Source organism: Plantactinospora sp. DSM 117369, from assembly GCF_053764795.1.
The window spans coordinates 3,045,301-3,059,482 of sequence record NZ_CM132446.1; the positions used below are offsets into that span (position 1 = coordinate 3,045,301).

General features: G+C 73.7%; 15 protein-coding genes. 9 read left to right on the forward strand and 6 right to left on the reverse strand.

The annotated features are described in order from the left end of the window. Positions 1-74: 74 nt before the first annotated feature. The gene (locus ACSMXO_RS13570; protein WP_455418000.1) at positions 75-605 is read left to right on the forward strand and encodes a hypothetical protein; all 531 of its coding nucleotides are present in this window, start codon (positions 75-77) and stop codon (positions 603-605) included. Between the two features lie 272 nt (positions 606-877). On the opposite strand, the gene ACSMXO_RS13575 is transcribed toward ACSMXO_RS13570, so the two are convergent. From ACSMXO_RS13575 to ACSMXO_RS13585, 3 genes are all read right to left on the reverse strand, one after another. Then, positions 878-1,249 (reverse strand): hypothetical protein, encoded by a 372-nt coding sequence (locus ACSMXO_RS13575; RefSeq protein ID WP_455418001.1) that lies wholly within the window; start codon positions 1,247-1,249, stop codon positions 878-880. 141 nt (positions 1,250-1,390) lie between these two features. After that, positions 1,391-2,224: a class I SAM-dependent methyltransferase gene (locus tag ACSMXO_RS13580; protein WP_346257720.1), complete on the reverse strand. Its 834-nt coding sequence runs from the start codon at positions 2,222-2,224 to the stop codon at positions 1,391-1,393. 1 nt (position 2,225) lies between these two features. Next, on the reverse strand, positions 2,226-3,011 hold the full coding sequence (locus ACSMXO_RS13585; RefSeq protein WP_455418002.1) for a class I SAM-dependent methyltransferase: 786 nt from the start codon (positions 3,009-3,011) through the stop codon (positions 2,226-2,228). A 71-nt stretch (positions 3,012-3,082) separates the two neighbouring features. Between ACSMXO_RS13585 and ACSMXO_RS13590 the strand changes: the two genes are divergently transcribed. Continuing rightward, positions 3,083-4,030 carry a LysR family transcriptional regulator gene (locus tag ACSMXO_RS13590; RefSeq protein WP_346257718.1) on the forward strand — a complete coding sequence of 316 codons (948 nt, stop codon included), beginning with the start codon at positions 3,083-3,085 and terminating at the stop codon, positions 4,028-4,030. Between the two features lie 54 nt (positions 4,031-4,084). On the opposite strand, the gene ACSMXO_RS13595 is transcribed toward ACSMXO_RS13590, so the two are convergent. Continuing rightward, positions 4,085-4,882 carry an SAM-dependent methyltransferase gene (locus tag ACSMXO_RS13595; RefSeq protein WP_455418003.1) on the reverse strand — a complete coding sequence of 266 codons (798 nt, stop codon included), beginning with the start codon at positions 4,880-4,882 and terminating at the stop codon, positions 4,085-4,087. Between the two features lie 255 nt (positions 4,883-5,137). Between ACSMXO_RS13595 and ACSMXO_RS13600 the strand changes: the two genes are divergently transcribed. The 4 genes from ACSMXO_RS13600 to ACSMXO_RS13615 all read left to right on the forward strand — a co-directional run bounded on the left by ACSMXO_RS13600 (position 5,138) and on the right by ACSMXO_RS13615 (position 9,301). Continuing rightward, positions 5,138-5,890 (forward strand): NUDIX hydrolase, encoded by a 753-nt coding sequence (locus ACSMXO_RS13600; RefSeq protein ID WP_346257717.1) that lies wholly within the window; start codon positions 5,138-5,140, stop codon positions 5,888-5,890. Positions 5,891-6,021: 131 nt separating this feature from the next. Continuing rightward, entirely contained in the window at positions 6,022-6,999 is a 978-nt protein-coding gene (locus ACSMXO_RS13605; protein ID WP_455418004.1) for a molecular chaperone DnaJ, read from the forward strand. Positions 7,000-7,028: 29 nt separating this feature from the next. Beyond that, positions 7,029-7,991, forward strand: coding sequence for a hypothetical protein (locus tag ACSMXO_RS13610; protein ID WP_455418005.1), 963 nt, complete (start codon positions 7,029-7,031; stop codon positions 7,989-7,991). Next, the gene (locus tag ACSMXO_RS13615; RefSeq protein WP_455418006.1) at positions 7,988-9,301 is read left to right on the forward strand and encodes an adenylosuccinate synthetase; all 1,314 of its coding nucleotides are present in this window, start codon (positions 7,988-7,990) and stop codon (positions 9,299-9,301) included. Before ACSMXO_RS13610 ends, ACSMXO_RS13615 begins: the two co-directional genes overlap by 4 nt. Here ACSMXO_RS13615 and yaaA read toward each other — a convergent pair. After that, positions 9,288-10,085: a peroxide stress protein YaaA gene (yaaA, locus tag ACSMXO_RS13620; protein WP_455418007.1), complete on the reverse strand. Its 798-nt coding sequence runs from the start codon at positions 10,083-10,085 to the stop codon at positions 9,288-9,290. The genes ACSMXO_RS13615 and yaaA overlap by 14 nt on opposite strands. Positions 10,086-10,172: 87 nt before the next feature. Beyond that, a complete protein-coding gene (locus ACSMXO_RS13625; RefSeq protein ID WP_346257712.1) occupies positions 10,173-10,832 on the reverse strand; it encodes an FMN-dependent NADH-azoreductase in 660 nt (219 codons plus the stop codon). A 155-nt stretch (positions 10,833-10,987) separates the two neighbouring features. Between ACSMXO_RS13625 and ACSMXO_RS13630 the strand changes: the two genes are divergently transcribed. The 3 genes from ACSMXO_RS13630 to ACSMXO_RS13640 all read left to right on the forward strand — a co-directional run bounded on the left by ACSMXO_RS13630 (position 10,988) and on the right by ACSMXO_RS13640 (position 14,102). Continuing rightward, a complete protein-coding gene (locus tag ACSMXO_RS13630) occupies positions 10,988-11,548 on the forward strand; it encodes a MarR family winged helix-turn-helix transcriptional regulator (RefSeq protein WP_455418008.1) in 561 nt (186 codons plus the stop codon). A 179-nt stretch (positions 11,549-11,727) separates the two neighbouring features. After that, positions 11,728-13,059, forward strand: a complete 1,332-nt coding sequence (locus ACSMXO_RS13635; RefSeq protein WP_455418009.1) for a hypothetical protein — start codon at positions 11,728-11,730, stop codon at positions 13,057-13,059. Continuing rightward, positions 13,056-14,102, forward strand: a complete 1,047-nt coding sequence (locus tag ACSMXO_RS13640) for a PASTA domain-containing protein (RefSeq protein WP_455418010.1) — start codon at positions 13,056-13,058, stop codon at positions 14,100-14,102. Before ACSMXO_RS13635 ends, ACSMXO_RS13640 begins: the two co-directional genes overlap by 4 nt. The last annotated feature ends 80 nt before the right edge of the window (positions 14,103-14,182 follow it).

A 14,182-nucleotide genomic window follows, 5' to 3' on the forward strand; every position in this document is an offset into this window, starting at 1 on the left:
TACCCGGACGTCTCCCGGGCAAACCCGGAATCCGCCGGCCGGGCGGCCGTGACGGGGCCGGCTACGGTGGCCGGATGCGGCAGGGGCGCGGTGACTGGGCGCAGCGGTGGAACGCCGACCGGTTGGACAGCCGGGTGACGGAGCTGCTGCGCCGGTGGCCCGAGGACCCGGCCGGAGCGGCGGTCCTGCTCAACGGAGTGCTCCGGGCCGCCGCGCCGTACTCGGTGCTGTCCCTGGCGGAGAGCTACCGGCGTCGACACCACTCACTCGAACCGTTGCTCGGCGCCGGCACCGACCGGTTGGTCGAGGAGGACTCCGGCCGGTACCCGAGCGGGGTCGCGGCGCTGCTGACACTGGACCGGTCGGGGCGGCTGCGCGAGGCGGGGCTGCGCCGGCTGGTCGCCAGCGAGGAGCCGTTCGTGCTGCCGTACCTGCTGCTGCGGCTCGACGACCCGGTCGATTCGCTCCGCGACATGGCCGTCGACGCGGTGCGCCACCGGCTCCGGGTCGACGGTGTCGACGTGCTCGTACCGATGGCACCGCTGCTCGACCGGCTCGCCGGCCGGCGCCGGGCGGGTCCGCTCGTCCGGGCCCTCCGTCCCTAACCGAGCCCGACGCGGCGGAAGCCACCAGCACGGACAGCGCGAGGGCCATGGCGGGGCCGGGCTCGGTGGGCAGACCGGCGGACCGGGCGACCAGGATGGCGACGGTCGCGACGGTGAGGCCGGCGACCGCGGCCCAGAGCCGGTGGCGCCGACGCGCCAGGGCGATGCCGCCGGCCACCGCTCCAATGGCGCAGTCGAACAGCCGGTAGCGGCGGCCACCCTAACCGTCGACGACGATCGAGATGTCGCAGACGACCTGGTTGCCCATGACCTCAGGCGACCCGGAGGGTCGGCGCGGCGACGATCCGGGCGAGGTCGGAGATGTCGCCGGTCTGGTCGACCGGCGGATTGGCGGCGCCGGCAGTCGCGCTGGCCGCCGGGCCGGCGGTCGCCGTGCCGGTGGCGTCCGGCGGCGAGCCGGGCGAGGCCGTCGCGATCGGCACGGTCGGGGCGGCGGACAGGCTGATCTCGTTGAGCGTCCCGATCAACCTGCTTACGTCGTCGGTCGCCATCCGGAATGATCCCCGGCACACCGTGCCGATCCACAGCGACACCACCACGGTGCCCCGGTCACCGTGGTAGCTGACCCGCATCGTCCGGTCGCCGCCACGGGTGTCGATGAACAGATCACCAACGCTCGGCATCGGCCGCACCTCACCCATGGATCCAGCATGTGGCATCGGGAGCCGGAGTGGAAGGCCCGGCAGCGGGCCTGGCCCGCGCCGTCTCGCCTCGGCCCGGGCACGCCACAGCGGGCGAGCGGTGGGTGTGTGCCGGGATCCCGGCTACGGTCGGCGGGCGGTGACCAGCCAATGCGCGCCGGGGATGCGTACTCCGTCCGGTCCCTCGTACCGGCGCAGCACCTCGACCAGGATCTCCCGGGCCGTCTCGACGCTCGGCCCGTTCGCGGACTGCAGGACCGCCAGTACCGGTCCCGAGCCGAGGAATCCCTCCGCCGCCTCGCCCGCGTCGGCCCCGAACGCCATCGGGGCGTCGACCGGCCGGGGCCGTACGTCGGTGAAGCCGGCCCGGTCCAGCACCTCCGTCAGCCGGGCGGGATCGGCCAGCGAGAACATCGCCGAGTCGGGCAGCCGCCCGGAGTTCCGCCGGCCGTGCAGCGCGGACATCGGTGCCACGTACCACGCGTTGTCGGCCATGTCGCGGGGGCAGACGAAGGCGAGCCGTCCGCCCGGCCGGAGCGCGTCGCGGACGTTGCCGAACGCCGCCACCGGGTCGGCGAAGAACATGATGCCGAACTGGCTGATCGCCACGTCGAATCCACCGGCCGGAAACGGATGCACCTGCACGTCGCCCTGCGCGAACTCGATGTTGCGCAGCCCGGCCGAGGCCGCGGCGGCCCGGGCGTGGTCGAGCATCGGCGCGGAGAGGTCGACGCCGAGTACCCGGCCCCGGGCGGCCAGCCGGGCGCCCAGTCGGCTCGTCTCGCCGGTACCGCAGCCGATGTCGAGTACCCGGTCGTCCGGCCCGATCGCGGCGGCGGTGAGCAGCGCCTCGGTGAGCGCGCCGTTCACCGGGTCGTCCCGCTCGCTCCGTGCGGCCCAGTTGACGCCCTCGGGCCCGTTCCACGCCTCGGCCTGGTCGGTGTTGACGATACGCATCTCAGTTCCCTTCCGGACGGGCCCGGGCGAGCAGCCGCAGGCCGACCGGGGCGAGGCCGCCGTCGGCCACCCGCAACCGCTCGATCTGTCGGAGTGTCGTGAACAGCGCCAGCCCGTCGGCGTCGTCGTCGAGCCGGTCGGCGAGATAGCGGTGCAGGTACGGCACCCGCACGGTCTGCTGGATGTCGAAGAGTGTGGCGATCTCGGTGCTGACCGCCACTCCCGGGTGCAGGCGGTACGCGTCCCGGTGCCGCTCGACCCAGTGCGCGTGTGGCGCCTCGACCGGCGCGGCGTCGGGATCCGGTCCGAGCCGTCCGGCGGCGCCGAGCACTGCCGCGAGGTCGTGGTACCAGCCGGCGGTGGCGGCGTCCGCCCGTTCCCAGGCGAACTCGTCGACCACCAGGGTCCCGCCCGGCCGCAGCAGCGACCACGCCCGCCGGACGGCGCCGGCGAGGTCCGCCATGTGGTGCAGGGAGAGCGAACAGAGCACCACGTCGAAGGGGTGCTCGTCCCGGTAGTCGGCCAGGTCTGCCACGAGCGCCGCGACACCCTGCGTGGCGGCCGCGCTGACGGCCACCGGATCGACGTCGATGCCCAGCACGGCGTAGCCGGCCCGGCCGAGGGCGCGGGCGAGGTCGCCCCGCCCGCAGCCGGCGTCGAGGATCCGGGCCGGCGGTGGGGGCAGCCAGCCGGAGAGGAAGGCCAACTGGTCGGCGATCCGGGCGGCGGTGACGTCGCCGGTGCCGGCGTCCGGGTCGTACGCCCGGGCTGTGCTGATTGGACTCACCGGTCAAGCGTCGACCGGGGTGGGCCATGCGGACAACTGCGGGTTGGTTGGGTCTGCCATAAGCTCGACGCATGCTCGATCCCTGGTCGTTGCAGGTGCTCGTCGCGGTGGGCGAGCGCGGGTCGTTCTCGGCGGCGGCCACGGCGCTCTCGCTGACCCAGCCCGCCGTATCCCGCCAGGTCGCGGGCCTGGAGCGGCGGCTCGGGGTACGGCTGTTCAGCCGGGACGTCCGTGGTGTCCGGCCGACCCCGGCCGGTGCGGTCGCGATCGAACTCGCCCGGGACAGCCTCACCCGGCTACGGGACCTGGAGGCCCGGCTGGCCTCCTTCGCCGAGCTGGAGTCGGGCGAGCTCCGGCTGGCCGCCTTTCCGAGCGTCAACACGCACTTCGTGCCCGAGGCGGTCCGCCGGTTCGGTCAGCTCCATCCGGGCGTGACCCTCAGTCTCCGGCAACCGGACCAGCCGGCGCTGCTGCCGTCGGTACGCGACGGGCGGATCGACCTGGCCCTGGTGACCGACTGGCACCTGTACGACGAGCCGCAGGCGGCCCGGGACGCCCCGGTCGGTGCCGACCTGCCCATGATGAACGTCGAGGGTGTCGAGTTGGTGCCCCTGCTCGACGAGGAACTCCAGGTGGTCCTGCCGGCCCAGCACCGGCTGGCCCGGCGCCGCCGGGTCCGGCTGGCGGAGCTGTGTGGCGAGACCTGGATCGACGGGGCACATCCCGACTGTCTCGGGCCGGTGGCCCCGCTGGCCCAGGCGCTCGGCGCCGCACCCCGGATCGGGTTCTGGTGCGACGACTGGAGCGGCAAGCAGGCGCTGGTCGCGGCCGGTGTCGGCGTGATGCTGATGCCGACCCTGGCCGCCGTGGCGGTACGCCGTGACGTGGTGTTGCGCCCGACCACTCCGGTGCTGCCGACCCGCCGGCTCTACGCGGTGACGGCCAGACCGGAATTCCGTGCCCCGGCGGTGACCGCGATGCTGGAGGTACTGGCCGACCTCGCGCGGCTGCGCGGCTGACCGGTGCGGGCGGCGCGCCGCCGGACGGCGGCCGGCGCGGAGCCGTTGCCGGGGCTACCGCTTCCGGGCGACTCCGGCGGCGACCTTGAGCATGGTCGGCGGAGCCTTTTCGTCCGGCCACCACTCCTGCACGTCGACGACGCCGGGCGAGAGCAGTTCGAAGCCGTCGAAGAACCGTTCGATGTCGTCCCGGTGCCGGAACGTCATCGGCGCGGGGGAGTTCACCGAGATCTCCTCCAGCTTCGCCCTGGCCGCCGGGTCGCTGCCGTCGACGCAGAACTGGGAGATGCAGATGTAGCTGCCCGGGGCCATCCGCTCGCGGAACCGCGCGATCAGCGCCGCCGGATCCTCGGCGTCGGTGACCAGGTGGAACAGGCCGATGAAGAGCAGCAGTATCGGCTCGTCGAAGTTGATCAGCCGCTGCACCTGCGGATCTTTGAGGAGTTCGTCCGGCCGGCGGACGTCGGCCTGGATCGAGACCACGTTCTCGTCGGTGGCCAGCAGGGCCCGGTTGTGGATGAAGACGATCGGGTCGCTGTCCACGTAGACCACCCGGGCGTCCGGGGTGATGGCCCGGGCGGTCTCGTGCACGTTCGGTGCGGTGGGGATGCCGGCGCCGATGTCGAGGAACTGCGTGATGCCGGCGTCGGCGCACATCTGGGTGACCCGGAGCAGGAACCGCCGCTGGGCCTTTCCGAGGGCGGGCAGGTCCGGGGCGAGCGCGATGACCTGCTTGGCCGCCTCCCGGTCCACCGCGAAGTTGTCCTTGCCGCCGAGTACGTAGTCGTACGCGCGGGCGTGACTCATCTGCGTGGTGTCGATACCGGAGGGCACGGAGTCCTGGTCGGTCACGGGCACTCCCGGAAACGGGATCGAGGGCTGCGAGCGGCGAGCCGATCCTAGCCCGCCGAGCGACCGGGTGCCCGTGCGAAGGGCCGGCAGGAAAGGGGCTTCCCGGCGGCTTCTCATGGCCGGTCACCGTGCGGTGGCGGTACGCGAGTCGTGTCCGGACACAGTGGGTCCGAGGGGTTGAACGGGCGACCGCTGCGCGGTAGGTTCACCTCCAAGTGAGTAAGACTCAAGTTGAGAACAACGGAGGTCGCGCCGATGCGCCCGGAGTCCACCTTCCTGGCCGGGTACGACCCGACGGCGTTCCCGCCGGTCGCGGTCACCGTCGACATCGTGGTGCTGACCATCCGGGACGGTGCGCTGCACGTACTGCTGGTGGAGCGGGCCGAACATCCATTCCGGGGACGGTTGGCCCTGCCGGGCGGTTTCGTCCGGGACGAGACGCTGGCCGAGGCGGCCCGCCGCGAGCTGGCCGAGGAGACCGGGCTGCGCCCGGGCCAGGCGGCGCTGGCCCGGGTCCACCTCGAACAGTTGCGCACCTATGGTGACCCGGGGCGGGACCCACGGATGCGGGTGATGTCCGTGGCGTACCTCGGATTCGCGCCGAGCCTGCCGGATCCCCGGGCTGGCGGCGACGCCGCCAGCGCCGCGTGGCTACCCGTCGACGAGGTCCGGGACCTCGCCTTCGACCACGACATCGTGCTCGCCGACGGCCTGGAACGGGCCCGCGCCAAGCTGGAGTACACCCCGCTGGGCACGGCGTTCCTCGGGCCGGAGTTCACCATCGGGGAGCTGCGCGCCGTCTACGCCGCCGTCTGGGGCGAGCAACTCCATCCCGGCAACTTCCACCGCAAGGTGCTCTCGGTGCCCGGTTTTGTGGAGAGCACCGGCGGGACGACCAGCCGGGGCGGCGAGCGGGGCGGGCCGAGGGCCCGGCTCTACCGGGCGGGCGACGCCACCCTGCTGCATCCGGCCCTGCTCCGGCCGACCCGCGAGGAGCAGGTCCGGTGAACCGGCCCGACGGTTCGGGAGCGAGGAGCGGGCCCGCCGGGGCGGGACCGTCGTGCCGTGACGGGCGCTACCGGCGGACCCGACCGGGCCGGCGGAGCAGCGCCGAAAGCCGACCGGAAGGGGAGAGCACGATGACCTTCGACGAGGCGGTCGCCCTGGTGGAACGGACGCGTACCCCGGCCGAGATATTCGTCGACGGCGCGACGACGTACCGCCGGTTGGTCAAGATCCTGCACCCCGACGTCGCACCGGCCGGTCGCACCGCTACCGCGACGGCGGCCCTGGCCCGGCTCGCCACGCTCTGGGCCGCGACCAGCGCGGTCATCCGGACCCGGCGGCACCGCTGGTCCGTCGGCGCCGAGTTCGCCAGCGGCGATGTCGGCACCCTGCGCGAGGTCACCGACGGATCCCTGCGCGGCCTGCTGAAACTGCCCCGCGACCCGGCCGACGGCGATCTGGCCCGGGCCGAGATCGACGCCCTCGACCGGCTCGCCCGCTGCGGCGAACACCGGTTCCGGGCCTACGCGCCACGCCTGCTGGACACCGTCACGCACGACGACCCGGCGACCGGGGTCCGGCGCACCGGACCGGTGCTGGAACGGCTCGACGGGTTCGTCAGCCTCGCCGAGGTGGCCCGCCGGTACCCGGACGGAGTCGACCCGCGCGACGCCGCCTGGATGTGGCGCCGGCTGCTGGTCGGGCTCGGCTGGGCACACCGGGCCGGCCTGGTGCACGGCGCGGTGCTCCCCGAGCACGTGCTGATCCACCCCGCCGAACACGGCCTCGCGCTGGTCGACTGGTGCTACTCGGTCCCGCCTGGCCAGCGGATACCCGCGCTCGTCGCCCGGCACCGCGACAGCTATCCGCCGGAGGTGCCCGGCCGCCGCCCCGCCACCCCGGCCACCGACCTCTACGCCGCCGCCGAGTTGATGGCCCGGCTGATCGGCCCGCGCCTGCCGACCGCGCTGCGCCGGTTCGCCGACGGCTGCCGCCTGGAGCGGCCGACGATGCGCCCCGACGACGCCTGGCGGCTGCTCGCCGAACTCGACGACCTGCTGCACGACCTCTACGGCCCCCGCCGATTCCGACCGTTCGCCATGCCGGCCTGATCCCTCAGGCCCGACCGAAGGGAAACACCATGGGCAGTGGACGCTGGTCAACCGACGTGTACTCGGCCGCCGCGAGCTACCGCGCGGCCACCGGGGCGAGCCCGTTCGCCTACAGCGACGGCGGAGCCCGTACCGCGCATCCCGACCTCAGCCCCTACAAGGTGACCGCCCGGGAGAGCCGGGACAGCGCCGAGCACCCGCACTCCACCCCGATCGCCGTACTCTTCGACGTCACCGGCTCGATGCGCGACGTGCCCCGGGTGCTCCAGGCGAAGCTGCCGCAACTGCTGGGACTGCTGCTGTGCAAGGGCTACGCCCGGGACCCGCAGATCCTGTTCGGGGCGGTCGGCGACGCCACCTGTGACCGGGTGCCGTTGCAGATCGGCCAGTTCGAGTCGGACAACCGGATGGACGACCAGCTCGCCAACATCGTCCTCGAAGGCGGCGGTGGCGGCCAGCAGACCGAGTCGTACGAGCTGGCGATGTACTTCATGGCCCGGCACACCGAGCTGGACAGCGTACGCAAGCGCGGCCGGCCCGGCTATCTCTTCCTGATCGGCGACGAGCTGCCGTACGACCGGGTCAAGCCGGCGGAGGTCCGCCGGGTGATCGGGGACCAGCTCACCGAGCCGATCGCGGTCACCGAGATCGTCCGCGAACTGCGGCGCAGCTTCGAGGTCTACTACATCCTGCCGAGCGGATCCAACTACGCCGGTGACCCGCGCACCCTGAACGCCTGGCGGAAGCTGCTCGGCCAGAACGTCCTGGAACTCGACGACCTCGACGCGGTCTGCGAGACCATCGCGCTCACCGTCGGGCTCGGCGAGCAGTCCATCGACCTCGACGCCGGGCTGCGGGATCTCGACGACGTCGGCTCGACGGTCGGCGCCAGCGTCGGCCGGGCGCTGGCGACGATCCGGCGCGACCCGGTCGGCAGTTCGGTGGCGCTGACCGGGCTCGACGACGGCACCGGCGGAAACCTCCGGCTGTGAACCACACCGTCGCTGTCGACCTCGGCTACGGGGACGCGGGCAAGGGCACCACGGTGGACTGGCTCTGCGCCGGGGCGCCGGTCACCGCCGTGATCCGGTTCAACGGGGGCGCGCAGGCCGCACACAACGTGGTGACGCCGGACGGGCGGCACCACACCTTCGCCCAGTTCGGCTCGGGCACGCTGCGCGGGGTGCCCACCCACCTGTCGCGGTTCGTCGTGGTCGACCCGCTGGCCCTGGCGGCCGAGGCGGCGGCGCTGGCCCGGTCGGGGGTGCCGGACCCGTTCGGGCTGCTGACCGTCGACGGCGACGCGCTGCTCGCCACCCCGTGGCACCGCGCCGCGAACCAGCTCCGGGAGCTGCGACGCGGTGCCGACCGGCACGGTTCGTGCGGGGTCGGGGTCGGCGAGACCATGGCGTACGCGCAGCGCCACCCCGACGCCCCGCGGGTCGCCGACGTGCGTGATCCGGTACGCCTGCGCCGCCGGCTCACCGGGCTACGCGACCGGCTCACCGACGAACTCGGTCCGCTCGACGCGCCGCCGGTCGACGACGTGCTGGCGGCGTTCCGGGCGTTCGGCGAGGCGGTCGCGGTGGTGGACGGGATCGCCGTCCGGCGGCGGCTGCTCCGTGCCGGACCGTGCGTCTTCGAGGGTGCCCAGGGGGTGCTGCTGGACGAGTGGCGGGGCTGGCACCCGTACACCACGTGGTCGACCACCACCTTCGACAACGCGGCGACCCTGCTGGCCGAGGCGGACGAGTCGGCGCTGCGGCTCGGCGTGGTACGCACCTACACCACCCGGCACGGGGCGGGCCCGTTCGTCACCGAGGATCCGGCGCTACGCCTGCCGGAGCCGCACAACGGGACGGGGCGCTGGCAGGGCCCGTTCCGGGTCGGCCACTTCGACGCGGTCGCGCACCGGTACGCCGTGCAGGTCTGCGGCGGGGTCGACGCGCTGGCCGTCACCCACGCCGACGCGCCGGGCCGGGAACCGGCGCTGCGGGTCTGCACCGGTTACGAGGTGGCCGGGGCGCCGCTGTTCCGGCTGGTCCCCGGGCCGGCGCGGGATCTCGCCCACCAGGCGGAGCTGACCGCGGTGCTGCACCGGGCCCGGCCGGCGGTGCTGTTCCGGCCGGACGACTGGCCGACGACGATCGGTGCGCTGCTCGACCTGCCGGTGCTGATGACGTCCTACGGTCCCCGGGGCACCGACAAGCGTTCCGGCACCGGATGCGGCGCGCGGCCGCCGGCTCGACCGGGCGGGCGGCACGCCGGCCCGGCGACCCCGGCCGGCGTCACAGTTCGGTGACCACCAGGTCGAGCTGTCGGGGGCGGCCGGCGACCACCGGCTGCTCCTCGACGGTGTACTTCAGGTCGCGCAGCGCCTCGACCAGCCGGCCGGCGGACCGGGGGGCCGCGCCGGCCAGCAGCAGGTCGCGGACCAGCCGACCCTTGCTGGCCTTGTTGAAGTGGCTCACCACGGACCGCCGGACCTCCCCGGCGACCACCTGCTCGTGCAGCACCCGGACCGTCACGGTGCGCTCGGCCAGCCGGCCGCTGGGCCGCCACATCGCGGCGTACCCGCTGGAGCGCAGGTCGAGCACGGGCCCGCCGCCGGCCGTCTCGGTGAGCACCGGGTCGAGCAGCCCGCGCCAGTACGCCGCCAGCCCGCCCACCCCGGGCAGGTTCACCCCGATCGCGCAGCGGTACGCCGGGATCCGGTCGTCCATCCGGATCGCCCCCCAGAGCCCGGAGAAGACGAGTACGGAACGCCGGGCCCGGGCCCGGGCCGGACCGGGCAGGGTGCCGAGGCCGAGTGCGTCGTAGAGCACCCCGGTGTAGACCTTGGCCGCCGGCTGGGCCGGCGCGGTGCGCAGCCGGGCGTTGCGGTCCAGCTCCTCGTCCTGCCCCGGGCTGAGCCCGAGCACCTCCCGGGCGCGGTCCCGGTCCGGCCCGGCGCAGAGTGCGACGAGCGCGTCGAGGACGCGTTCCCGCCCGGGGTTGAGCGCGGGCTGGGTCAGCGCGTCCGGATTCACCGGCCGGCCGGAGCGGGGCGCGGTCTTCCCCTCCGACGGAGGCAGCAGGATCAGCACGACCAGCAAGCCTACGCAGCGGGCCGGCGGGCGCGTACGGGGCGTGCCGGGCGGCCGCCCCGGACGCGTACCGGTCGGAGCGGTCGGTCAGGCCGCCTTGCCGAGGGCGTGCTGGGCCAGCAGTTCGCCGTGCTTGCCGGCCGAGGTGTGCCCGGCTTCGAGGTTCTGCCGGGCCAGGTCCCGCAGCGGCTCCATCGCCGGGGTGATCTCGGCCAGGGTCAGCTCGACCTCGCTGACGTGCAGGTCCAGCTCCAGCACGTCCTCGAAGAACCGGCGGTAGTACGGGGTGGCGTGGTCCCAGCCCTCCCGGGGGGTACCCGGACCGTAGCCGCCGCCCCGGGTGACGATCAGCGCCGCCGGCCGGCCGCGCAGCGGCGACTCCTGGCCCGGGGCCAACCGGGGATCGGTGAGCAGCAGGTCGATCCAGGACTTGACGTGCTGGGACACGCCGTAGTTGTAGAGCGGCACGGCGAGCAGGTACGCGTCGGCCGCGACGAGCTCGTCGACGTAGCCGGCGGCAAGCGCGGCGGCCTGCGCCTGGGCCTCGGTGCGCTGGTCGGCCGGGACGAATCCGGCGCTGACCGCCGCGGGCCAGGCGTCGGCCGGCACCGGCGAGGCGGCCAGGTCGCGCCGGATGACCAGCCCGGACGGGTGGGTACGGGTCCACGCCGCCTCGGCGGTGTCGGCGACGGCCCGGCTGACGGACTGCTCGCCGCGGATGCTGGCGTCGAGTCGGAACAGGCTCACTCTTACCTCCGAAAGAAGTTCTGTAACCGCGACTAAGTTAGCCACAGACCGACTGCTGCACAGCAGAACTGTGATTTATATTATCTTTAGTCAGATACTTCTGTCTCACAGAACATCTAGCGGGCGATGATCTTCCAGACGGGTATGCTGGTCATGTGTCCGACACCGCAGCTCCCGCGCCATCCGCCGCCCGTTCCGAGGACGGCGGTCGGATCGCGGCGGAGTTGCTCAAGGACGACTTCGGCTGGGCGCTCGGGGTGATCATGCGGCGCTACCTCCGCGCGGCGGAGGAGATCGTCAAAGACGTGCCGGGCGGCCCCCGGGGCTACCAGGTCGTCGCCTCGGCGAGCCAGAACCTGGCCACCAACCAGGGCGCGATGGCCGCCCAGCTCGGCATCGACCGGACCGTCCTCACCTACCTGATCGACGACCTGGAGGCCGCCGGACTGGTCTCCCGGCAACCCGACCCGGCGGACCGGCGCAGCCGCCGGGTGGTCGCCACCGAGGCCGGGAAGGCGCTCTGGCAGGACCGGCAGGCCGCCCTGGCCCACGCCGAGGCCGAGATCCTCCGGGTACTCGGCCGGGACGAGTCGGCCTTCAAGGAACTCCTGCAACGCGTGGCGATACACGCGGACCGGCTCGACCCGATGCAGAACGCCTGCCAGGTGGTCGAGGAGCTGAACGAACAGGAGAACCGGGGCCGCCGCCGGCGCTGACCGCGCCACGCGGACGGGACCGATCCCGATCGCGCCGAGGGTCAGCCGTGCGCCGCCGGTGGTCCACCGCTTGCCAACAAATCCGCCGACGGATGTATCCGAGCCGGGAGTAGCCGCCTCTGTACTGGTGAGCCGCGGCCGCCCCGGCCCGGCTGTACCTCGTCCGGAATCGGTGACCCATGCTGTCAACCTGGGTATCGCTGCTGCTTCTCGTCGCGGCGGCCGGCATCGTCATGGTCGTCGTGCGGCGCCGCCGCGGTGCGGAGACCACTCCGGCCGGCGGTCCGTCCACCATCGACGTGAGCGCGGAACTGCCGACCTTCAACATCGTCGCCCTCGGTGCCCAGGAGACCGGCAAGACCGTCCTGCTCGCCAGCATGTTCCACCGGCTCAGCACCGAGCTGCGCGAGGGTGGCTTCCGGCTCGTCACCGGGCTCGAACAGGCGGCCGACCTGACCGACCTCTACGCGACCCTGCGCGACCCGGAGGACGCCTGGCCGCCCGGGACGATGATTGGACAGACTCGCTCGTTCACCTTCGACTGCGTCGGCACGGCCGGCGGTCGGGATCACGCCGTACTCCGGTTCAACTACCTCGACTACGCCGGGGAACTGGTCGGTGGCGGGCGGGCGGCGAGCGTACCGGCGCACGGGCGGCAGGCCAGCCAGCAGGATCTGGAGCAGCGGCTGGGCGCCGCCCACGCGATCTTCGGCATCATCGACGGCCGGCGCATGGTAGACGCGCTGCGCGGTGGCCGGGAGGGCCAGCTCTACCTGGAGAACACCATCGTCCCGATGATCGTGCTGATGCGTCGGGCCGAGTGTCCGGTGCACTTCGTCCTCACCAAGTGGGATCTGTTCGACACCGTCGGCGCCGAACAGGACGAGGAGAACGACCGGCTCGAACTGGCCTGCAAGGAACTGCTGTCGTATCCGCCGATCCGCAACCTGGTCGAGCAGCGACGCCGGGCGCGCAAGATGGTCCGGTTGATCCCGGTCAGCGCGATCGGACGGCAGTTCGCCACGATGGCCGCCGACGGGCACATGGTCAAACTGCGGCACGGCCGGCTCCGGCCGGTCAACGTCGAACTGCCGCTCTGCGCCGTGCTGCCCGACCTCTTCGGGCAGGTCAGCGCGCAGCTCGACGAGGTCGTCGAGCGGAAGATCGTCGAGGAGTCCCGGGCACTCTCCCGGCTCTCCGCCGCCGAGACCGTGTCGGCGGTCGGCCGGTTCCTGGCCCGCCCCGCCGGACAGGCCGTACGCCTCGCCGTCGGCCTGGCCGTCGGGCGGAACGCGTTCAGCGAGCAGATCGTCAGCACCTTCCTCGACTGGGTCGGGGAGCCGTTCGAGGCGAAGGCCCGGGAGGTGGCGCAGGCGATCGACGACGCGCACCGTTCCGCCGAGCAGATCCGGCTCGCCAGGCGGGCCGTGCTGGAGGAGTTCCGGGAGAACATGGTCGTACTCCGCCGGCAGCTCCCCGCCTCCGACCTCACCACCTGGGGTGTCCGGTGAGCGCCGCGCCGGCCCGGTCCGGCTGGCCGTTCCTGGTCGGTCGCGGTCGGGACGCCGGCTACCGGATGCTGCTCACCCCGTCCGCGCTGGCCGACCGGAACGACTCGGACGGGCTACTCGCCGCGGTGACCGGCGAGGTGCCGGCGGACGCGCCACCGGTGGTCGCGGTCGTCGGCCCGGGCGGGGCACTCTGCGTCGTCTACCGCACCCTGCGGCCCAGCACCGCCGACACCGGCGCCACCGGTTCCGGCCGGCCCACGCCGTTGCTCGACCGGGCCGGCCGGCCGCTGGTCCTCGCGTACGGCTTCGTGTGCCGGGGCGGCCGGGTGACCCGGGTCGACGAAGCCGATCTGCGGTACGCCCGCGAAGTGGCGCTGGACGCCTTCCGCCGGTTCCACGCCGACGAGGCGGCGTACCGGACGGCGGTGTCGGAGCCGTATCCGCTGCGCTCGGAGGTTGTCGGACGACCGGCCGGTCGCGCCGGGGACGGCGGGCAGGCCCGCTCGGCGCCACCGGGGCAGCCCCGTTCCGGGTCACCGGGCCAGGAGGCACCCTCCGCGGCGGCCTGGCGGCCCGACGCGCTGCCGCCGTCCGGCCGGGACCGGAACGGCCGGCCGCGCCCACCGACCCTGCTGCTCGGCCTCTGCGCGCTGCTGCTCGTGCTCGGCGGGACCGGCCTCTGGCTGGCCACCCGGCCGCCCGAGGTACCGGTGCCGGGCATCGTGGGGCTGCCGGAGGCGGACGCCGTACGGGACCTGCACACCGCCCGGCTGCGCGCCGTACCCGGGTCGGAGCGGTGGGGCGGGGGCTGCCGGCCGGGCCGGGTGGTCGAACAGTCCCCGACGGCGGGCACCAGGGTCCGGGAGCAGACCGAGGTGGTGTACGCGCTCTGCGTGCAAGGGCGCCCGCCCGTGCCGCCGTCACCCGCGCTCGTGCCGCCACCGTCACCCGCGCTCGTGCCGCCACCGTCACCCGCGCGCTCCACGGCGGTGCCGGAGCGGCGGTCGCGTGCCACCAGTGAGATCGAGGCTGTACGACCGTAACGATCATCAGCGTAGGATGGGCGCCGAGCGGCGGGATCGGTCATCCAAGCGTGCGGAGAGGCGGGTCGCGGGTCGGTATG